Origin of the sequence: Geopseudomonas aromaticivorans (genome assembly GCF_019097855.1) — a bacterium.
GTDB lineage: Bacteria > Pseudomonadota > Gammaproteobacteria > Pseudomonadales > Pseudomonadaceae > Geopseudomonas > Geopseudomonas aromaticivorans.
Genome location: NZ_JAHRGL010000010.1, coordinates 74,679 through 92,896, shown reverse-complemented (window position 1 = coordinate 92,896; position 18,218 = coordinate 74,679). Strand labels below are relative to the sequence as shown.

Genomic DNA, 18,218 nt, shown 5'->3' with positions numbered 1-18,218 from the left:
GCGCGTGGGAACGCTCGGTGGCGTGTTCAGCGCACCGGGCGCAGGGTCGGCACCAGGCGCGGCAGCACGCGGGCGATGATTTCCGCGACGTGGCCGAGGAACACCGTGCCCAGCGAACTCTTGTAGTGCTGTGGATCGGGGCTGCCGAGGGCCAGCACGCCGTGCAGGCCCTGATGGTCGAGCACGGCCACCGCGGCCGAGCCGATCTGGCTGCCGGCCTCGGCAGGGAACAGGAAGGCCAGCTCCTCGGCGCGCAGCACGCCGCAGACGGTCTTGTTGCCGGCGAGCAGGGCGCCGACCGCCTGCTGCGCCTGCTGCGGGCTGACCCAGCGGCCGACGTTCGGCGGGTTGTCACTGAACAGCAGCAGGCTGACGAAGGGCACCTGGAAGTCGTGGCGCAGGCTGTCCTCCACTGCGGCCACCAGCTCCTCGAGGCTGTCGGCGTCGAGCAGCTGGATGATCAGCCGGCGGGTGCGCTCGAACAGGCGGTCGTTGTCGCGGGCGATGTCCATCAGCTGGGTCAGGCGCAGACGCAGCTCGTGGTTGCGCTCGCGCAGCAGGCACAGCTGGCGCGCCACCAGCGACACCGCGTGACCGGCCTCGTGCGGGACGAACAGTTCGGCGAGCAGCTCGTCGCGGCCGGCGAAGAACTGCGGGTGCGCCGCCAGCCAGGCGGCGACCTGTTCGGCGTCTAGCTCCGGCACGTCCGCCGGCCCGCTCACAGGCGCACCTGGCCTTCGAACACGCGCACCGCCGGGCCGGTCATCAGTACCGGCTGGCCGGGGCCGGCCCACTCGATGGACAGCTTGCCGCCGGGCAGCTCGATCTGCACCGGCGTCTGCAGCCAGCCCTGCCGGATGCCGGCCACCGCGGCGGCGCAGGCGCCGGTGCCGCAGGCCTGGGTCTCGCCGCAGCCGCGTTCCCACACGCGCAGGCGCGCATGGTGGGCGTCGACCACCTGCAGGAAGCCGATGTTGGCCTTCTGCGGGAAGCGCGGATGGATTTCCAGCTGCGCCCCCAGTTCGTGCACCGGCGCGCGGTCGACGTCGTCGACGCGCAGCACGCCGTGCGGGTTGCCCATCGACACCGCGGCCAGCTCGACGGTGTGCCCGCCGACCTCGACCGCGTAGCTGACGGCGGCTTCCGGGGCGACGAAGGGAATCTCCGCAGGCTCCAGGCGCGGCGCGCCCATGTCCACGGTGATCTGTCCGTCGCTGCGCAGGTTCAGTTCGATCACGCCGCTCTTGGTCTCGACGCGGATGGATTTCTTCGCGGTCAGGCGCTTGTCGATGACGAAGCGGGCGAAGCAGCGCGCGCCGTTGCCGCACTGCTCCACCTCGGAGCCGTCGGCATTGAAGATGCGGTAGCGGAAGTCCACATCCGGGCGGCTCGGCGGCTCGACGATCAGCAACTGGTCGAAGCCGACGCCGGTGTGGCGGTCGCCCCACTGGCGGGCGTGCTTGGGCTGGATGTGGGCGTGCTGGCTGACCAGGTCGAGGACCATGAAGTCATTGCCCAGCCCGTGCATCTTGGTGAAACGCAGCAACATGCCTGCCTCCGGATCAGTTGGGCAGCAGGCTTTCGCCGGCGTACAGCTCTTCGATGCTCTCGCGACGGCGCACCAGGTGCACCTGCTCGCCATCCACCAGCACCTCGGCGGCGCGGCCGCGGGTGTTGTAGTTGGAGCTCATCACGAAACCGTAGGCGCCGGCCGAGCGCACGGCCAGCAGGTCGCCTTCGGCCAGCACCAGCTCGCGGTCCTTGCCTAGGAAGTCGCCGGTCTCGCAGATCGGCCCGACCAGGTCGTAGCGGCGGGCTTCGCCCTGACGCGGCTGCACCGGCACGATGTCCATCCAGGCCTGGTACAGCGCCGGGCGGATCAGGTCGTTCATCGCCGCGTCGATCACCGCGAAGTCCTTGTGCTCGGTGTGCTTGAGGTACTCGACGCGGGTCAGCAGCACGCCGGCGTTGGCGACGATCGAGCGGCCCGGCTCGAACACCAGGGCCAGCGCGCGGCCGGCCAGGCGCGCGCGTACTGCCTGGATGTAGTCGCCGGCCAGCGGCGGCTCCTCGTCGCGGTAGCGCACGCCGAGGCCGCCACCGAGGTCGAGGTGCTTGATGTGGATGCCGCGCGCGGCCAGGCGGTCGACCAGCGCCAGCAGGCGCTCGAGGGCGTCGAGGAACGGCTCGAGCTGGGTCAGCTGCGAGCCGATGTGGCAGTCGACGCCGATCACGTCCAGGTTCGGCAGTTCGGCCGCGCGGGCGTAGACCCGTTCGGCGACGTCGATGCTGACGCCGAACTTGTTCTCCTTGAGGCCGGTGGAGATGTACGGGTGGGTCTGCGCGTCGACGTCGGGATTGACCCGCAGCGACACCGGCGCCTTGACGCCCAGCTCGGCGGCCACGGCCTGCAGGCGCTCCAGTTCGACGTCGGACTCGACGTTGAAGCAGTGCACGCCGACCTCGAGGGCGCGGCGCATGTCGTCGCGGCTCTTGCCGACGCCGGAGAAGACGATCTTGCCCGGCTCGCCGCCAGCGGCCAGCACGCGCTCCAGCTCGCCAAGCGAGACGATGTCGAAGCCGGCGCCGAGGCGGGCGAGGACGTTGAGCACGCCGAGGTTGGAGTTGGCCTTGACCGCGAAGCACACCAGGTGCGGCATGCCGGCCAGCGCGTCGGCGTAGGCGCGGAACTGCGCCTCGATGTGGGCGCGCGAATAGACGTAGGTGGGGGTGCCGAAGCGCTCGGCGATCGCGGACAACGCCGCGCCTTCCGCGAACAGCTGGCCGTCGCGGTAGTTGAAGGGGTGCATGCAGGCCTCCTGGGGGAGCCGGGGCGCCCGCCCGCAGGCGGACGCGGCGGAATCTTAGAGTTCGAAACGGTCTTTGCTGCTGCCGGCTTTTTCGTCGCCCGGAAGATACAGCGGACCTTTCTGGCCGCAGCCGGTGAGGCCGGCGCTGAGCACGATCAGCGCAAGGAGGGGAAGCAACAGGCGCTTCATGGTGGAAATCCTTGTAAAAGCATCGATTGCGCCGGAGTATACCGACCCCCCGAGGGCTTGCCTATGCGCCAGGACGCACGGCGGGCGCGGCCTGCGCGCGTGCCCTGGTCAGCGCCGGCAAGCCCGTCCCCCTTCGAGCGGAGAACACTCCATGAGTCTTGGTGAAGCCCGTTTCCACAGCCTGGTGGATGCCCTGCAACTGGCGGTCGAGGATGCCTTCGATGCCAGCGGGCTGGATGTCGATCTGGAGAACAGCGGCGGCGTGTTGACCGTGCGCTTCGACAACGGCAGCCAGCTGATCTTCAGCCGCCAGGAACCGCTGCGCCAGTTGTGGCTGGCGGCGCGCTCCGGCGGCTTCCATTTCGACTACGACGAGGCGGCCGGCGTCTGGGTCGCTGACGGCAGCGGCGAGGCCCTGCCGGCGATGCTGACCCGCCTGACCCGCGAGCAGGGCGGTGGCGAGGTCGACTTTGCGGCGCTCTGAGCCGCGCGACGCCGACGACCGTATCGCCTCGCCCTGCGTGCGCGAATGCAGCCTCGACGGGCGCGACATCTTTCGTGGCTGCGGCCGCCTGCGCGAAGAGATCCGCCAGTGGCGCGGTGCCGATGACGCCTTGCGTCTGCGCATCCGCGCCCGGGCCGGGGCGCGACAGGCCGCCGTCTGAGGGCGCTTGCCTATTAGCCTTGCTGTGGTATGGTCGCCACAAACCCCGCCTGCGCCGGTTGTGTCAAGACACCGCGTCGGGCGATGCGCCGTTGAAAGCGGCCGGTCCCCTGTGGATCGCCCTTTCGGCTTTGCTTCGCCGACGTTCGCGACGTTTTCACACAGCCTGTTCCGGTGGGGTTTTCCTTTTTCGTGAACCACACCAAGGAGCCCTGTCGACATATGAGTCTGTCGCCACCGATCACCATCACCCGTCTCGACCTGCAGCGTCTGGAGAAGCTGCTGGACAGCCTGGAGGACTACGGCCCCACCGCCGAGGCGCTGGAGCGCGAGCTGGGCCGTGCCGACGTGGTCGGTCTCGACGCGGTGCCGCCGGGCGTGGTGACCATGAACTCTACCGCCCGCTGCCGCGAGGAAGCCAGCGGCAAGGAGTACCGCCTGACCCTGGTCTACCCGCACGAGGCGGGGGGCGAGGGCACCGTGTCGGTGCTGGCGCCGGTGGGCTGCGCGCTGCTCGGCCTGTCGGCCGGGCAGACCATCGACTGGGCGGTGCCGGGCGGCAAGAGCCTGCAGCTGACCCTGCTCGGCGTCGACTATCAGCCGGAGGCAGCCGGCGAGGTGCGCTGAGCGGCGGTCGTCCGCCGAAAGCCAACAGCCCGCGCCGGGTCACCGGTCGCGGGCTGTTGGCTTTCTGGGCTACGCGATGCGTAGGGTGGAAAACCCGCGTAGCGGTTTTCCACCCTGTCTGCGTGCCGCTGGCGGGTGGAAAAGACCTGCGGTCGTTTTCCGCCCTACGGCAGAGGCGATCAGGCCGGCTGCAGGATGGTCAGCACGGTACGCAGCTGCTCGGTCGCATCCAGGCCGAGGCTGGTCAGGTAGCCGCCGTCGGCTTCGCTGATCAGGCCCTTGGCGTGCAGGCGCTGGCCGGCGGCGATCTTCTGCGGCGCAGCGTCGTGATGGATCTTGAGGCCTTCCAGGGTGGTGTCCGGGTTGAACAGGGTGAGCAGTTCCAGTTCGGCGATCAGCTCGGGGGTCAGGTTCATGGTGCCTCCAGTGCAGGACAGGGCGGGGGCCGGTGGCACCCGCAGGAAATTGTTATTCGTCTTCTTCGCTGTCGCCCACGGCTTCCGGCAGCTCCGGCAGGGCGCGCAGCATCTGCTCGTAGCCGGCGCCGTCGAACGGCCGGTTTTCGGCCAACATGCCTTCGATCTCGTGGGCTAGGATCAGCGCCATCAGGCGCACGGCGTCGGCGCGTTCATAGCCGACCAGGGTCAGCTTGTTGAGGGTAGCCTGCGCCGCGGCCGGCTCGCCGGCGGCGATCTGGTTCTCGATGGCTTCGATCAGCTTGGTTTCGGCGAAGACCGCATCGTCTTCGGCGGAGTTGTGACTCATGACTGGGGTCTCGTCAGGCGCCGGAAGATTTTCTTCGTCCAGCTGGCAGAGGGTGCAGCTGCCGTCATCCGGGCGGCTGGTTTCCACGTAGCGCAGGCGCCGGCTGGCCGACTGGCGGTCGGCGCTGACGCGAAAGCGTGGGCGGTCTGAAGTGGGCATGGCGGGTGTTCCGGGCAGCCGATGGCTACTTCATACCCTGCCAGCGGTGGGCGCGGCAAGCGCTCGTTGGTCGCGGGCGGCCGTCCCGGTCGCGCAGGGTGCGCCGTGCGCAGCGTCGGCACGGCGTGGGGCGCATGGCGCACCCTGCGAGGGTCAGCGCGCCGCCAGCAGGGCCTGGCCGCGGGCGACGGCGGCGCGTACCTGGTTCGGCGCGGTGCCACCGATGTGGTCGCGGGCGTTGACCGAGCCTTCCAGGGTCAGCACGGCGAACACGTCGTCGGTGATCTGGTCGCTGAACTGGCGCAGCTCGTCGAGGCTCATCTCGGCGAGATCCTTGCCGCTGGCGACGCCGTACTTCACCGCGTGGCCGACGATCTCGTGGCAGTCGCGGAACGGCAGGCCCTTGCGCACCAGGTAGTCGGCCAGGTCGGTGGCGGTGGAGAAGCCGCGACGGGCCGCCTCGCGCATCACCTCGACGCGCGGCTTGATCGCCGGGATCATGTCGGCGAAGGCACGCAGGCTGTCGCGCAGGGTGTCGGCGGCGTCGAACAGCGGCTCCTTGTCCTCCTGGTTGTCCTTGTTGTAGGCCAGCGGCTGGCCCTTCATCAGGGTCAGCAGGCCCATCAGCGCGCCGAACACCCGGCCGCTCTTGCCGCGCACCAGCTCCGGCACGTCGGGGTTCTTCTTCTGCGGCATGATCGACGAGCCGGTGCAGAAGCGGTCGGGCAGCTCGATGAAGTTGAACTGCGCGGAAGTCCACAGCACCAGCTCTTCGGAGAAGCGCGACAGGTGCATCATCGCCAGCGAGGCGGCGGCGCAGAATTCGATGGCGAAGTCGCGATCCGACACGCCGTCCAGCGAGTTGCCGCCGATGGCCTCGAAGCCGAGCAGCTGGCAGGTGATCTCGCGCTGGATCGGGTAGGTGGTGCCGGCCAGCGCCGCCGAGCCGAGCGGCATGCGGTTGACCCGCTTGCGGCAGTCGACCAGGCGCTCGTAGTCGCGCGACAGCATCTCGAACCAGGCCAGCAGGTGGTGGCCGAAGCTCACCGGCTGGGCGGTCTGCAGGTGGGTGAAGCCGGGCATGATCACGTCGGCGTGCTGCGCGGCCTGAGCCAGCAGGCCCTGCTGCAGGCGGGTGATCTCGGCGAGGATCACGTCGATCTCGTCGCGCAGCCACAGGCGAATATCGGTGGCCACCTGGTCGTTGCGGCTACGCCCGGTGTGCAGCTTCTTGCCGGTGATGCCGATGCGGTCGGTCAGGCGCGCCTCAATGTTCATGTGCACGTCTTCCAGATCGACGCGCCAGTCGAACTGGCCGGCCTCGATCTCGGCCTGGATCTGCTGCAGGCCGGCGATGATCGCATCGCGCTCGGCGCGAGTCAGCACGCCGGCCTGCTCCAGCATGGTGGCGTGGGCGATGGAGCCCATGATGTCGTGGCGGTACAGGCGCTTGTCGAAGTCGACGGAGGCGGTGAAGCGGGCGACGAAGGCGTCGACCGGTTCGCTGAAGCGGCCGCCCCAGGACTGGTTGGTTTTTTCGCTGCTCATCGGTGTCTCGTGTGCTGTGCGTGCGGAATACGGAATGCTGGCCGGCATGATACCAGTTCGCCCGGAAAAACCCGGTAGCGGCATTTCGGTGACGCAGGTCAAGCCCCGCACCGCTGCAGGCTTGCCGGACGAACGGTAGGGGTCGACACTGCACGAATGTCCAGACCCTGGTTCGCCGGCACCCGCCCGCCGGCATCATCCGACGATTTCTTCCTGCCCGAGCTGTGTGCGCCGGAGGCGCTGCTCAGCCTGGTGTTGCTGGCCGAGCTGCTGGTGCTGGTGCTGGTGCTGGCCGAGCCGCTGCAGCCGTCGTTCGACTGGGTGCGCCTGGCGCTGACCTCGCTGTTCGTGCAGTGGCTGGTGCTGCTCTCGGCGGCGGCGCTATGCCGGCTGCGGCCCTGGCTGATGCGCCTGCCGCAGGCGCTGGCCGGCGTGCTGTGCGGCGCACTGGTGGTGGCACTGACCCTGGCCTGTACCTGGGCAGCGGGCTATTTCGGCCTGGCCGCGCCGCGGCCGCAGGAGGGCCTGCTCAACCTGTACCTGCGCCATGGGCTGATCGCGCTGATCATGTCCGGCCTGGTGCTGCGCTACTTCTACCTGCAGAGCCAGTGGCGGCGCCAGCAGCAGGCCGAGCTGCGCGCGCGGCTGGAGGCGCTGCAGGCGCGCATCCGCCCGCATTTCCTGTTCAACAGCCTGAACAGCATCGCCAGCCTGATCGCCAGCGATGCGGACAAGGCGGAGCTGGCGGTGCTCGATCTCTCCGATCTGTTCCGCGCCAGCCTGGCCAAGCCCGGCAGCCTGGTGGCCTGGCGCGACGAGCTGGCGCTGGGACGGCGCTACCTGTCGATCGAGCAGTACCGCCTGGGGGCGCGCCTGCAGCTGGACTGGCAGGTCGCCGGAGTGCCGGACGACCTGCCGATCCCCCAGCTGACCCTGCAGCCGCTGCTGGAGAACGCCATCATTCACGGCATCCAGCCGCGCATCGACGGCGGCCGCATCGAGGTGCAGGCCAGCTTCCACGATGGCCTGTTCCAGCTGTGCGTCAGCAATCCCTACGACAGCGAGCCGGCGGCGGTTTCGCGTGGCACGCGGCAGGCGCTGGGCAATATCGACGCCCGTCTTGTGGCACTTTTCGGGCCGCAGGCCACTCTTAGCAGTGAACGCCGTGACGGACGGCACTTCACCTGTCTACGCTATCCTTGTGCGAGACCCATGCAGGAAGCCAGAACATCATGAATGTCCTGATCGTCGACGACGAACCCCTGGCGCGCGAGCGCCTGGCCCGACTGCTCGGGCAGCTGGACGGCTACCGTGTTCTCGAGCCTTCCGCCAGCAATGGCGAAGAGGCACTGACCCTGATCGACAGTCTGAAGCCGGACATCGTCCTGCTCGACATCCGCATGCCCGGTCTCGACGGGCTGCAGGTGGCGGCGCGGCTGTGCGAGCGCGAGGCGCCGCCGGCGGTGATCTTCTGCACCGCCCACGACGAATTCGCCCTCGAGGCGTTCCAGGTCAGCGCGGTCGGCTACCTGGTCAAGCCGGTGCGCCCCGAGGCCCTGGAGGAGGCGCTGAAGAAGGCCGAGCGGCCCAACCGCATGCAGCTGGCGGCACTGACCCGGCCGGCCGCGGAGGGTCACGGCGCGCCGCGCAGCCACATCAGCGCGCGCACCCGCAAGGGCATCGAGCTGATCCCGCTGGAGCAGGTGATCTACTTCATCGCCGACCACAAGTACGTGACCCTGCGCCACGAGCACGGCGAGGTGCTGCTGGACGAGCCGCTGAAGGCGCTGGAAGACGAGTTCGGCGAGCGCTTCGTGCGTATCCATCGCAACGCGCTGGTGGCCCGCGAACGCATCGAGCGTCTGCAGCGCACCGGTCTCGGCCATTTTCAGCTGTACCTGCGCGGTCTCGGTGACGAGGCGCTGATCGTCAGTCGCCGTCATGTGGCCGGCGTGCGCAAGCTGATGAACGAGCTCTGAGCGCGGGCAGCCGTGCCGGCGCGCCCAGCGTAGTCTTTCCTTGCTCCCGGCCAATCCAGCCGGTGCCGCGAGCCTGTTATCATCAGGGCAATCCATTCTGTTTCTGGAATTGCCCATGTCCCGCGAAATCCGCATCGCCACCCGCAAGAGTGCCCTCGCCCTGTGGCAGGCCGAACACGTCAAGGCCCGTCTGGAACAGGCCCATCCGGGGCTGAAAGTCAGTCTGGTGCCGATGGTCAGTCGCGGCGACAAGCTGCTCGACGCGCCGCTGGCGAAGATCGGCGGCAAGGGCCTGTTCGTCAAGGAGCTGGAGACCGCCCTGCTGGAGAACGAGGCGGACATCGCCGTGCACTCGATGAAGGACGTGCCGATGGACTTCCCGGCAGGGCTCGGCCTGTACTGCATCTGCGAGCGCGAAGACCCGCGCGACGCCTTCGTTTCCAACACCTTCGCCAGCCTCGACGCGCTGCCGGCCGGCAGCGTGGTCGGCACCTCCAGCCTGCGCCGCCAGGCCCAGCTGCTGGCGCGCCGGCCCGACCTGAAGATCCAGTTCCTGCGCGGCAACGTCAACACCCGCCTGGCCAAGCTGGATGCCGGCGAGTACGACGCCATCATCCTTGCCGCCGCCGGGCTGATCCGCCTCGGCTTCGAGGCGCGCATCCGCTCCTCGATCAGCGCCGAGGACAGCCTGCCGGCCGGCGGCCAGGGTGCGGTGGGCATCGAATGCCGCAGCGCCGACGTCGAGGTGCAGGCCCTGCTGGCGCCGCTGCACCATCTCGATACCGCCGACCGGGTCAACGCCGAGCGCGCGCTGAACAAGCACCTCAACGGCGGCTGCCAGGTGCCGATCGCCTGCTACGCGCTGCTCGAGGGCGACCAGCTGTGGCTGCGCGGCCTGGTCGGCCAGCCGGACGGCGGCCTGCTGCTGCGCGCCGAGGCCCGCGCGCCGCGCGCCGCGGCTGAGGCCCTCGGTGTGCAGGTGGCCGAAGCGCTGCTGGCCCAGGGCGCCGACCGCATCCTCGCCGCGGTCTACGGCGAGGCCGAGCAGCCGTGAGCCCCTGGCGCCTGCTGCTGACCCGTCCGGCCGAGGACTGCGCCACGCTGGCGCAGACCCTGGCGGAGCGGGGCATCTTCGGCCACTGCCTGCCGCTGCTGGAGATCGAGGCGCTGACGGAAACCCCGGAGCAGCGCACGCTGTTCCTCGATCTCGACCGCTACAGCACGGTGGTGGTGGTGAGCAAGCCGGCGGCGCGCCTGGGTCTCGAACTGCTCGATCGCTACTGGCCGTTGCCGCCGGCGCGCCAGCAGTGGTTTGCCGTCGGCGCCGCCACGGGCGCGCTGCTGGCTGACTATGGCCTGGATGCCGGCTGGCCAAGCGCCGGCGACGACAGCGAGGCGCTGCTGGCGCTGCCCGCGTTGCAGCAGGCCATCGACCAGCCCAACCCGCGGGTGCTGATCCTGCGCGGCGAGGGCGGGCGCGACTGGCTCGGCGAGCGCTTGCGCGAGCAGGGCGTTGCCGTGGACTATCTTTCCCTGTACCGCCGCCGCCTGCCGGCGTATCCGCCCGGCGCGCTGGCGGCGGCGGTGCGCGACCAGGCCCTCAACGGCCTGGTGGTCAGCAGCGGCGAGGGCCTTGCCCATCTGCGCCAGCTGGCCGCCGCCGACTGGCCGGCCCTGGCGCGGCTGCCGCTGTTCGTGCCCAGCCCGCGGGTGGCGGCGCTGGCGCGCGAGGCCGGTGCCGAGGATGTACGTGACTGCCGCGGCGCCAGTGCCGCGGCCCTGCTGGAGCGCCTGGCGGCCGAACCTGGCGCCGTAACGCACTGATGACGGCTGGCCGCGTTACGCGGCCGGGCGTGTGAACAGACCAAAGGATGCCGACGTGACCGACCCAGCCCCGCACACCGAACAAGCCGCCACTGCCGCCGCGGCGGACGCCACGCCCAGGCCGGCGCCGCGGCAACCGGCCGGCAATGGCCGGGCGCTGCCCGCGCTGGCCCTGCTGCTGGGGGCCGGCGGCCTGCTGCTGGCGGGCTGGAGTCTGTGGCAGGTGCGCAGCCTGCAGAGCGCGACCGAACAGCAGCAGAGTCGTCTCGAGGAGGCGCGCAGCCAGACCCTCGGCCTGGCCGAGCGCGATCTGGTGATGAACCGCCAGCTGGCGCAGCTGCCTTCCCCGGCCGAGCTGGAGGAGCGCCGCCGCCTGCTGGCCGACCTGCAGGCCGAGCAGCAGCGCTTGAGCCAGCGCGTCGACAGCGTGCTCGGCGCCAGCCGCCAGGAGTGGCGTCTGGCCGAGGCCGAGCATCTGCTGCGCCTGGCCAGTCTGCGGCTGTCGGCGCTGCAGGACGTCAACAGTGCACGTTTCCTGGTCAGCACCGCCGACCAGATCCTGCGCGATCACGACGATCCCGCCGCCTTCGCTGCCCGCGCGCAGCTGGCGCGTGGCCTGGAAGCCCTGCGTAGCCTGCCGGTCATCGACCGTACCGGGCTGTACCTGCAGCTGGCGGCGCTTGGCGCGCAGGCGGCCCAGTTGAATACCCGCCAGCCGGAGTTCAAGGCGGTGCAGGGCGCCGGTGTGCCGCAGGTGGCTCAGGTGGCCGAAGGCGACGGCTCCAGCCGCTGGGCCGAATGGTGGCAGCGCCTGAGCGGCTTCGTGCGCCTCGAATTCACCGCCAGCGACGAGGTCAAGCCGCTGCTCGCCGGGCAGACCCTCGAACAGCTGCGCCTGGCGCTGCGCCTGGCCGTCGAGCAGGCGCAGTGGGCCGTGCTCAACGCCCAGCCAGAGGTCTACCGCACCGCGCTGGATCAGGCGAGGGCGCTGGTGGAGCGCTACTTCGGCCTCGACAGCCCGCAGACCCAGGCGCTGCACGGTCGTCTCGCCGAGCTGGCCGGCCAGCCGGTAGCCCAGGAGCTACCCGATCTCACCCCGGCGCTGAATGCCCTGCAGGCCTACCTGGCGCAGCGCGAGCGCGCCGAACTGGAAGCGGCCGGCGCTCGTCAGGCGGAAACCGCGCCGGCGGCGGAGCCTGCAGAGGCCGTCGCACCCGCGGTGGCGCCCGAGGCGCCGGCGGAGGCGCGGCCATGAACCGCACCTTCCTGCTGTTCCTGCTGGTCATCCTCGTCGCCGCGCTGCTCGGCCTGGCGATCGCCGATCAGGCCGGCTACGTGCTGATCGCCTACCGGGGCTTTCGCTACGAGTCGACCCTGTGGGTGTTCCTGGCCCTGGGCCTCGGGGTGTGGGCGCTGCTGTTCGGGGTGCGCCTGCTGCTTGGTCTGATGGGCGCCTCGGGGCGGCTGGTCAACCCCTGGTCGCGGCGCAACCGCTCGCGGCGCGGCCAGCAGGCGGCGCAGCGTGGTCTGCTCGAACTGGCCGCCGGGCGCTGGCCGCATGCCCTGCGCCTGCTGCGGCGTGCCGCCGAGCAGGGCCAGCAGCCGCTGGTGAACTATCTGGCGGCGGCCCGCGCAGCGACCGAGCTGGGCGAGCATGCCACCGCCGACGGTCTGCTCGAGCAGGCGCGCCAGCGCGAGCCTAAGGCGGCGCTGGCGGTCGACCTGGCCCAGGCTCGCCTGCAGCTGGAGCGCGGCGAGCAGCAGGCGGCGCTGGTCACCCTGCGCGGCATCCGCGAGCGCCACCCGCGCCACCCTTATGCCCTCAAGCTGCTGCAGCAACTCTACGTGCAGCTGGGCGAGTGGACGGCCCTGTGCCAGCTGCTGCCCGACCTGGCGCGCCAGCGCCTGCTCAAGAGCTCCGAGCTGGATGCCCTGGAGCAGCGCGCCCGCGCCGCAGTGCTGGAGCAGGCGGCGCAGCGCGGCGAGGCCCCGCTGGAGGCGCTGCAGCAGGCCTGGCAGCAGCTGCCGCAGGCGCAGCGCCAGGCCCCGGCGCTGGTTGCCAGCTATGCCGGGCAGTTGCGCCGCCTCGGCGCCGAGGTGGTGGCCGAGAAGGTGCTGCGCGGTGCCCTGCAGCGGCAGTTCGACGCGCGCCTGATCCATCTCTACGGTCTGGTGCAGGGGCACGAGCCGGCGCGCCAGTTGGCCGGCGCCGAGGCCTGGCTGAAGGAACAGCCGGAGCATGCCGGCCTGCTGCTCAGCCTGGGCCGCCTGGCCCTGCGCAACCAGCTGTGGGGCAAGGCCCGCGACTACTTCGAGCGCAGCCTGCAGCGCGAGCGCAGCGCCGAGACCTGCGCCGAATTGGCCCGCCTGCTGGCCCGTCTCGGCGAGGTGGAACGCAGCAATCAACTGCTGCAGGAAGGCCTCGGCCTGACCGGTCAGGAGCTGCCGGCGCTGCCGCAGCCGGGCCGCTAGCGCAGCGGCCCACGGGCAACGCTCGTCGCATCCGCAGTGACGAGCGTTGCCCGGCGCCGGCCGGGCGGCCTTGAAAGCGCAGCGGGCTTTCCTCTACCGTAGCGGCCTACCTGTCCCGCCCCTCCGGAGCCGCCATGCCGCTGGCCAACCCCCGCCTGCTGAATTTCCTCGTCTTTCTGGTCTGCGCCAGCCTGTTGGCCTTCGGCCTGTATCTGGAGCATGCCGAGGGGCTCAAGCCCTGCCCGCTGTGCGTAGTCCAGCGCATCGAGTTCATCGGCGTCGGCCTGACCTGCCTGATCGCCGCCCTGCATGGCCCGCACCGCCTCGGCCGGCGCATCTACGCCGGGGTGACCCTGCTGTTCGCCGCCGCCGGCATCGCCTCGGCCGGCCGGCAGATCTGGCTGCAGGGCCTGCCGGCGGACCAGCTGCCCACCTGTCTGCCGAGCCTCGACTACATGCTGGAGGCGCTGCCGTTCCAGGACATCATCCGCATGGTGCTGCACGGTACCGCCGACTGCGCCGAGGTGACCTGGACCCTGCTCGGCCTGAGCATCCCCGAGTGGAGCCTGCTGGCCTTCGCCGCCATGGCCCTGCTGGGCCTGCTGCAGCTGCTGCGCCGCGACTGAGCGCCGGGCCTGGCACTGGCCTGCCCGGTCGTGGGCGGGCGCGCCGTGCCGCTGGGCGTGGTCCCGGCAAATTTTCACCGCGGTGGCTTGCTGGTGACATCCGGCCGGCATAGTCTGGTTTACCGGTCACGCCAGGGCCGGACGGGCGACAAGCCTGTCCGTGTTCCATCCGCACCCGGTTTCTCTTCCCTGGCGATAACAAGACCACCAACGCTGGAAGCGAGGAACACCATGCTTGAGAATTGCCGGAATGCCCAGGAGCGCTGGGGCGGTGTGCATCTGCTGCTGGATCGCTGGATTCAGCAGCGCCACCAGGTCGTCAGCCTCTACCAGGCCCTGCATGCCCAGCCAAAGGCCAGCGGCACCCCCCTCGAGAACTTCTGTGCCACTCTGGTCGACTACGTTTCGGCCGGCCACTTCGAGATCTACGAGCAGCTGCTCGGCGAGGCGCGCGAGTTCGGCGACGAGCAGGCGCTGGCGCTGGCTCGCCAGGTCTGGCCGCAGATCGAGGAGAACACCCAGGCTGCCCTGGACTTCAACGACCGTTGCGACAACGGCGATTGCCGCGACAGCGTCGGTCTGGCCCGTGAGCTGCAACGCCTGGGGAGCTTGCTGCACGAGCGCTTCGAACTCGAGGATTGCCTGATCGAGGTGCTGCACAACGCCCACAGCCAGAGCGCACCAGGCTGAGTGCTGCGAGATATAGCGCCACGGCCGGCGTTCCTGGCTGGAAGCCCTGCCGCAGTAGGTCTAGTATGGGGCTACAACCCTAGCTGGAGGCTCTTGCATGGCGATCAGGAAAAAGCCCGTCATCACCCCGCTGCATCTGCTGCAGCAACTGTCCCACAGCCTGCTCGAACATCTGGAGCAGGCCTGTAGCCAGGCCTTGGTGGATGCCGAAAAGTTGTTGGCCAAGCTGGAGAAACAGCGCGGCAAGGCGCAGGACAAGCTGCACAAGACCAGTGCCCGCCTCGAGGAGGCTGCCGCGGCAGGCAAGGCCAAGGCCCAGGCCAAGGCACGCGCCAGCATCGCCGAGCTCGAGGAGCTGCTCGATACCCTCAAGCAGCGCCAGGCCGAAACCCGTGACTACATCCTGCAGCTGAAGACGGATGCCGAGCAAAGCCTGCATCTGGCCCAAGGGGTCGGCAAGGTCCGGGAGGCGGTCGGCCAGTTGCTGAGCCGTCGCGAGGCCGCTGCGGCCAACCCGCCAGCTGCCGCCAAGCCGCGCGCGCCGCGTCGTCCCGCCGCCCCGACTGCCGCAGCCACCACGCCGCCGGTCAAGCCGACGCGCAGCCGTCGCCCGTCGCCCGCGCAAGCGGCTGCCGCGTCGACTGCCAGCCCGGCCGCGGCCGCCCCGGCTCCTGCAGCGGCCAAACCGGCGCGCAAGCGTGCCGCTGCCAGCAGCCCTGCGGCGGCCAAGCCGGCCAGCAAGCCGACAACCCCGCGCGCGCCGCGCAAGCCGGCGGCGGCCAAGCCGGTTGCCGCTGCGGCGCTCGCCGCGGACAAGCCCGCTCAGGACTGATTCGGTCCGCCGGCCGCATCGCGCAGCCTTTGCAGCGCGGTGCGGCCTTTTTCGTCCGGCGCCATGCTCGCGTGCCGGGTCAGCGGCTGCAGCCAGTCACTGTTGTCTTCTGCGTCGGCCGGCCAGGCCTTGGCCTGCGCCTCCAGGCGCTGCAGCAGGATGCGTTCGGCCTGCAGTTCCAGGCTCGCCAGTTGCCGGCGCAGTTCGGCCAGCTCGGCGTCGGCGGCCGCGGCGGCCTTCCACGCCCGGCGCAGCTGGCGCAGCGGGGTGCTGACCGCGGCCTGCCAGGGTGACGCCAGGCGTTCGAGCTGGGCGACCCGCTCGAGCGTGGCGGCCACGCCGCGCCGCTCCAGCCACAGTGCGGCGAGCAGCAGGCAGACCTCCGCACCGCAGTCGTCCTGCAATTGCAGGCAGTCATCGGCCACGCCGGGGCAGGCGTACAGGTCGACGGAAAAATCCCATAACGATTTGCTCATAGCGCTCCCCGGACGAGTGAGCCGCATGCTGATAAACTTCGCGGCTATCGAACCAGTCCCCTGATCATGATCCGACTCCAGAATCTTACCCTGCAGCGTGGCCCGCAGCGCCTGCTTGACGGCGCCGAGCTGACCCTGCACCCCGGCCAGAAGGTCGGTCTCGTCGGTGCCAACGGCGCCGGCAAATCCAGCCTGTTCGCCCTGCTGCGCGGCGAGTTGCACGCCGACGGTGGCGATTGCCAGCTGCCGCCGGACTGGCGCGTGGCGCACATGCGCCAGGAGATCGACACCCTCGAGCGCCGCGCGGTGGACTACGTGCTCGACGGCGACCAGCACCTGCGGCGCATCCAGCGCGAGCTGGCCGCCGCCGAGGAGAGCCACGACGGCACCGCCCTCGGCCGTCTGCACGCCGAGCTGGACTCGGCCGACGGCTACAGCGCCGACGCCCGCGCGCGCAAGCTGCTGGCCGGCCTCGGCTTCCTGCCGGCGCAGATGGAGCAGGCGGTCGGCGACTTCTCTGGCGGCTGGCGCATGCGCCTGAACCTGGCGCAGGCGCTGATGTGCCCGTCCGATCTGCTGCTGCTCGACGAGCCGACCAACCACCTCGACCTCGACGCCATCCTCTGGCTCGAAGAGTGGCTGAAGAGCTATCCCGGCACCCTGTTGCTGATCTCCCACGACCGCGACTTCCTCGATGCGGTGGTCGACCACGTGGTGCACCTCGAGCAGCAGAAGCTCAACCTGTACCGCGGCGGCTACTCGGCCTTCGAGCGCACCCGCGTCGAGCGTCTGGCCCAGCAGCAGCAGGCCTACGAGAAGCAGCAGGCACAGCGTGCGCACATGGAAGACTTCATCCGCCGCTTCAAGGCCAAGGCCAGCAAGGCGCGCCAGGCGCAGAGCCGCATCAAGGCGCTGGAGCGTCTCGAGGAGCTGGCGCCGGCGCACATCGACTCGCCGTTCGACTTCGTGTTCCGCGAGGCCGACAAGGTTTCCAGCCCGCTGCTCGATCTGGCCGAAGGCCGCCTCGGCTACGGTGACAAGGTGGTGCTCGACAAGGTCAAGCTGCAGCTGGTGCCCGGCGCGCGGATCGGCCTGCTCGGCCCCAACGGCGCCGGCAAATCGACCCTGATCAAGACCCTCGCCGGCGAGCTCGAGCCGCTCGGCGGGCGCCTGGTGCGCGGCGAGAACCTCGCGGTCGGCTACTTCGCCCAGCACCAGCTGGACTCGCTGGACCCCAAGGCCAGTCCGCTGTTGCACCTGCAGCGCATCGCGCCGAGCGAGCGCGAGCAGACCCTGCGCGATTTCCTCGGCGGCTTCGACTTCCGCGGGCCGCGCTGCGACGAGCCGGTGCTGAACTTCTCCGGCGGCGAGAAGGCGCGCCTGGCGTTGGCGCTGATCGCCTGGCAGAAGCCCAACCTGCTGCTGCTCGACGAACCGACCAACCACCTCGATCTGGAAATGCGTCTGGCGCTGACCATGGCCCTGCAGGACTTCGAGGGCGCGGTGCTGGTGGTGTCCCACGACCGCCACCTGCTGAAGAGCACCACCGACGAGTTCCTGCTGGTGGCCGACGGCCGCGTGCAGGCCTTCGACGGCGACCTCGAGGACTACAGCCGCTGGCTGGTCGACTACCGCGCCCGCCAGCAACCGGTCGCCGAGAGTACGCCGAGCGCCGACAAGACCGACAAACGCGCCCAGCGCCAGGCTGCCGCCGCCCTGCGCCAGCAGCTGGCGCCGCTCAAGCGCAGTGCCGACAAGCTGGAGAAGGACCTCGGTGGCGTGCACGAGAAACTCGCCGCGCTGGAAACCCGCCTGGGCGACGGCGCGCTGTACGAGGCGGCGCGCAAGGACGAGCTGCGCGCCCTGCTGGCCGAGCAGACTACGTTGAAGCAGCGCGAGGCCGAGCTGGAGGAGGCCTGGCTGCTGGCGCTGGAGCAGCTCGAGGCGCTGGAAACCGAGCTGGGCGGCGCGGCATGAAGACCTGGCTGGCGCAGTGGCTGGGCGAGTGGAGCGAGACCCTGCTGTTCGGTGTGCAGGTGCTGCTGATCCTGCTCGCCGGCTTCCTGTTGCAGCGCCTGGTGGCGCGCGGCCTGACCCGCGTCGCCACCCGCTACCACATGCCCGGCGAGCTGCTGCTGCCGCTGCGCGGCGCCCTGCGCTGGCTGATCATGGGCAGCGCGCTGCTGCTGGCCCTGGAGCATCTCGGCGTGTCCGCCGGGGTGCTGTGGGCTGCACTCTCCGGCTTCGTCGCGGTGGCCGCGGTGGCCTTCTTCGCCGTGTGGAGCGTGCTGTCCAACCTGTTCTGCGCGGTGTTGATCTTCACCATCACGCCGTTTCGCTTGGGCGACCGCGTCGAGGTGCTGGAGGCCGCCGACAAGCCCGGCGCTAAGGGCCGGGTGATCGCCATCAACCTGCTGTACACCACGCTGGAGGAGGATGCGGAGGCCGCTACCGGTGCGCTGGTGCAGATCCCCAACAGCCTGTTCTTCCAGAAGGTCGTGCGCCGCTGGCGCGGGACCGAACCACTCCCATCCACTTCCCACAACGAGACTTGAAC

The 18,218-nt window shown here is 70.2% G+C and carries 22 protein-coding genes; 14 read left to right on the top strand and 8 right to left on the bottom strand.

Annotation, left to right across the window (positions count from 1 at the left end; translation table 11 throughout):
* Positions 1-26: 26 nt before the first annotated feature.
* From KRX52_RS03405 to lptM, 4 genes are read right to left on the bottom strand one after another with little or no spacing between them, the layout of a single operon-like run.
* Positions 27-722 carry a DUF484 family protein gene (locus tag KRX52_RS03405; RefSeq protein ID WP_217679755.1) on the bottom strand — a complete coding sequence of 232 codons (696 nt, stop codon included), beginning with the start codon at positions 720-722 and terminating at the stop codon, positions 27-29.
* Positions 719-1,549 (bottom strand): diaminopimelate epimerase, encoded by an 831-nt coding sequence (gene dapF / locus KRX52_RS03400; RefSeq protein ID WP_217679754.1) that lies wholly within the window; start codon positions 1,547-1,549, stop codon positions 719-721. The genes KRX52_RS03405 and dapF overlap by 4 nt, the downstream gene beginning before the upstream one ends.
* A gap of 13 nt (positions 1,550-1,562) precedes the next feature.
* A complete protein-coding gene (lysA, locus tag KRX52_RS03395) occupies positions 1,563-2,810 on the bottom strand; it encodes a diaminopimelate decarboxylase (RefSeq protein WP_217679753.1) in 1,248 nt (415 codons plus the stop codon).
* A 54-nt stretch (positions 2,811-2,864) separates the two neighbouring features.
* Positions 2,865-2,999 carry an LPS translocon maturation chaperone LptM gene (gene lptM, locus KRX52_RS03390; protein WP_217679752.1) on the bottom strand — a complete coding sequence of 45 codons (135 nt, stop codon included), beginning with the start codon at positions 2,997-2,999 and terminating at the stop codon, positions 2,865-2,867.
* 151 nt (positions 3,000-3,150) lie between these two features.
* On the opposite strand from lptM, the gene cyaY reads away from it, so the two are divergent.
* The 3 genes from cyaY (at position 3,151) to rnk (ending at position 4,290) form a co-directional block, all read left to right on the top strand.
* Positions 3,151-3,483 (top strand): iron donor protein CyaY, encoded by a 333-nt coding sequence (cyaY, locus tag KRX52_RS03385; RefSeq protein ID WP_217679751.1) that lies wholly within the window; start codon positions 3,151-3,153, stop codon positions 3,481-3,483.
* Complete coding sequence (locus tag KRX52_RS03380; protein WP_254797363.1) at positions 3,470-3,664, top strand: DUF1289 domain-containing protein; 195 nt, start codon at positions 3,470-3,472, stop codon at positions 3,662-3,664. The genes cyaY and KRX52_RS03380 overlap by 14 nt, the downstream gene beginning before the upstream one ends.
* A 221-nt stretch (positions 3,665-3,885) precedes the next feature.
* Positions 3,886-4,290, top strand: a complete 405-nt coding sequence (rnk, locus tag KRX52_RS03375) for a nucleoside diphosphate kinase regulator (RefSeq protein WP_217679750.1) — start codon at positions 3,886-3,888, stop codon at positions 4,288-4,290.
* Positions 4,291-4,469: 179 nt separating this feature from the next.
* On the opposite strand, the gene KRX52_RS03370 is transcribed toward rnk, so the two are convergent.
* The 3 genes from KRX52_RS03370 to argH all read right to left on the bottom strand — a co-directional run bounded on the left by KRX52_RS03370 (position 4,470) and on the right by argH (position 6,762).
* Entirely contained in the window at positions 4,470-4,706 is a 237-nt protein-coding gene (locus KRX52_RS03370; RefSeq protein ID WP_217679749.1) for a TIGR02647 family protein, read from the bottom strand.
* A gap of 52 nt (positions 4,707-4,758) precedes the next feature.
* Entirely contained in the window at positions 4,759-5,214 is a 456-nt protein-coding gene (locus KRX52_RS03365; RefSeq protein WP_217679748.1) for a hypothetical protein, read from the bottom strand.
* A gap of 153 nt (positions 5,215-5,367) precedes the next feature.
* Positions 5,368-6,762 (bottom strand): argininosuccinate lyase, encoded by a 1,395-nt coding sequence (gene argH / locus KRX52_RS03360; RefSeq protein ID WP_217679747.1) that lies wholly within the window; start codon positions 6,760-6,762, stop codon positions 5,368-5,370.
* Between the two features lie 156 nt (positions 6,763-6,918).
* On the opposite strand from argH, the gene KRX52_RS03355 reads away from it, so the two are divergent.
* From KRX52_RS03355 to KRX52_RS03315, 9 genes are all read left to right on the top strand, one after another.
* Positions 6,919-7,998, top strand: coding sequence for a sensor histidine kinase (locus KRX52_RS03355; RefSeq protein ID WP_217679746.1), 1,080 nt, complete (start codon positions 6,919-6,921; stop codon positions 7,996-7,998).
* A complete protein-coding gene (locus tag KRX52_RS03350) occupies positions 7,995-8,741 on the top strand; it encodes a LytR/AlgR family response regulator transcription factor (RefSeq protein ID WP_217679745.1) in 747 nt (248 codons plus the stop codon). The genes KRX52_RS03355 and KRX52_RS03350 overlap by 4 nt, the downstream gene beginning before the upstream one ends.
* Positions 8,742-8,856: 115 nt before the next feature.
* Positions 8,857-9,795, top strand: a complete 939-nt coding sequence (gene hemC / locus KRX52_RS03345; RefSeq protein ID WP_217679744.1) for a hydroxymethylbilane synthase — start codon at positions 8,857-8,859, stop codon at positions 9,793-9,795.
* Positions 9,792-10,565: a uroporphyrinogen-III synthase gene (locus tag KRX52_RS03340; protein ID WP_217679743.1), complete on the top strand. Its 774-nt coding sequence runs from the start codon at positions 9,792-9,794 to the stop codon at positions 10,563-10,565. The genes hemC and KRX52_RS03340 overlap by 4 nt, the downstream gene beginning before the upstream one ends.
* 55 nt (positions 10,566-10,620) lie before the next feature.
* Positions 10,621-11,820: a uroporphyrinogen-III C-methyltransferase gene (locus KRX52_RS03335; RefSeq protein WP_217679742.1), complete on the top strand. Its 1,200-nt coding sequence runs from the start codon at positions 10,621-10,623 to the stop codon at positions 11,818-11,820.
* Entirely contained in the window at positions 11,817-13,037 is a 1,221-nt protein-coding gene (locus tag KRX52_RS03330) for a heme biosynthesis HemY N-terminal domain-containing protein (protein ID WP_217679741.1), read from the top strand. The genes KRX52_RS03335 and KRX52_RS03330 overlap by 4 nt, the downstream gene beginning before the upstream one ends.
* Positions 13,038-13,171: 134 nt before the next feature.
* A complete protein-coding gene (locus KRX52_RS03325; protein WP_217679740.1) occupies positions 13,172-13,663 on the top strand; it encodes a disulfide bond formation protein B in 492 nt (163 codons plus the stop codon).
* 231 nt (positions 13,664-13,894) lie between these two features.
* Entirely contained in the window at positions 13,895-14,353 is a 459-nt protein-coding gene (rsd, locus tag KRX52_RS03320) for a sigma D regulator (protein WP_217679739.1), read from the top strand.
* Between the two features lie 97 nt (positions 14,354-14,450).
* Positions 14,451-15,185 carry an AlgP family protein gene (locus tag KRX52_RS03315; protein ID WP_217679738.1) on the top strand — a complete coding sequence of 245 codons (735 nt, stop codon included), beginning with the start codon at positions 14,451-14,453 and terminating at the stop codon, positions 15,183-15,185.
* On the opposite strand, the gene KRX52_RS03310 is transcribed toward KRX52_RS03315, so the two are convergent.
* Complete coding sequence (locus tag KRX52_RS03310) at positions 15,176-15,661, bottom strand: TIGR02444 family protein (protein ID WP_217679737.1); 486 nt, start codon at positions 15,659-15,661, stop codon at positions 15,176-15,178. The genes KRX52_RS03315 and KRX52_RS03310 overlap by 10 nt on opposite strands.
* Positions 15,662-15,727: 66 nt before the next feature.
* On the opposite strand from KRX52_RS03310, the gene KRX52_RS03305 reads away from it, so the two are divergent.
* Together KRX52_RS03305 and KRX52_RS03300 are read left to right on the top strand one after the other, a co-directional pair.
* Positions 15,728-17,638 (top strand): ATP-binding cassette domain-containing protein, encoded by a 1,911-nt coding sequence (locus tag KRX52_RS03305; RefSeq protein ID WP_217679736.1) that lies wholly within the window; start codon positions 15,728-15,730, stop codon positions 17,636-17,638.
* Positions 17,635-18,216 (top strand): mechanosensitive ion channel family protein, encoded by a 582-nt coding sequence (locus tag KRX52_RS03300; RefSeq protein WP_217679735.1) that lies wholly within the window; start codon positions 17,635-17,637, stop codon positions 18,214-18,216. The genes KRX52_RS03305 and KRX52_RS03300 overlap by 4 nt, the downstream gene beginning before the upstream one ends.
* The last annotated feature ends 2 nt before the right edge of the window (positions 18,217-18,218 follow it).

Bases quoted from the DNA above. Each gene is read 5' to 3' on its own strand.
- KRX52_RS03310 (WP_217679737.1), bottom strand. From the start codon at position 15,661: ATGAGCAAATCGTTATGGGATTTTTCCGTCGACCTGTACGCCTGCCCC.
- KRX52_RS03330 (WP_217679741.1), top strand. From the start codon at position 11,817: ATGAACCGCACCTTCCTGCTGTTCCTGCTGGTCATCCTCGTCGCCGCG.
- dapF (WP_217679754.1), bottom strand. From the start codon at position 1,549: ATGTTGCTGCGTTTCACCAAGATGCACGGGCTGGGCAATGACTTCATG.
- KRX52_RS03315 (WP_217679738.1), top strand. From the start codon at position 14,451: ATGGCGATCAGGAAAAAGCCCGTCATCACCCCGCTGCATCTGCTGCAG.
- KRX52_RS03325 (WP_217679740.1), top strand. From the start codon at position 13,172: ATGCCGCTGGCCAACCCCCGCCTGCTGAATTTCCTCGTCTTTCTGGTC.
- KRX52_RS03350 (WP_217679745.1), top strand. From the start codon at position 7,995: ATGAATGTCCTGATCGTCGACGACGAACCCCTGGCGCGCGAGCGCCTG.
- lptM (WP_217679752.1), bottom strand. From the start codon at position 2,999: ATGAAGCGCCTGTTGCTTCCCCTCCTTGCGCTGATCGTGCTCAGCGCC.
- rsd (WP_217679739.1), top strand. From the start codon at position 13,895: ATGCTTGAGAATTGCCGGAATGCCCAGGAGCGCTGGGGCGGTGTGCAT.
- lysA (WP_217679753.1), bottom strand. From the start codon at position 2,810: ATGCACCCCTTCAACTACCGCGACGGCCAGCTGTTCGCGGAAGGCGCG.
- KRX52_RS03305 (WP_217679736.1), top strand. From the start codon at position 15,728: ATGATCCGACTCCAGAATCTTACCCTGCAGCGTGGCCCGCAGCGCCTG.
- hemC (WP_217679744.1), top strand. From the start codon at position 8,857: ATGTCCCGCGAAATCCGCATCGCCACCCGCAAGAGTGCCCTCGCCCTG.
- argH (WP_217679747.1), bottom strand. From the start codon at position 6,762: ATGAGCAGCGAAAAAACCAACCAGTCCTGGGGCGGCCGCTTCAGCGAA.
- KRX52_RS03365 (WP_217679748.1), bottom strand. From the start codon at position 5,214: ATGCCCACTTCAGACCGCCCACGCTTTCGCGTCAGCGCCGACCGCCAG.
- rnk (WP_217679750.1), top strand. From the start codon at position 3,886: ATGAGTCTGTCGCCACCGATCACCATCACCCGTCTCGACCTGCAGCGT.
- KRX52_RS03370 (WP_217679749.1), bottom strand. From the start codon at position 4,706: ATGAACCTGACCCCCGAGCTGATCGCCGAACTGGAACTGCTCACCCTG.
- cyaY (WP_217679751.1), top strand. From the start codon at position 3,151: ATGAGTCTTGGTGAAGCCCGTTTCCACAGCCTGGTGGATGCCCTGCAA.
- KRX52_RS03300 (WP_217679735.1), top strand. From the start codon at position 17,635: ATGAAGACCTGGCTGGCGCAGTGGCTGGGCGAGTGGAGCGAGACCCTG.
- KRX52_RS03355 (WP_217679746.1), top strand. From the start codon at position 6,919: ATGTCCAGACCCTGGTTCGCCGGCACCCGCCCGCCGGCATCATCCGAC.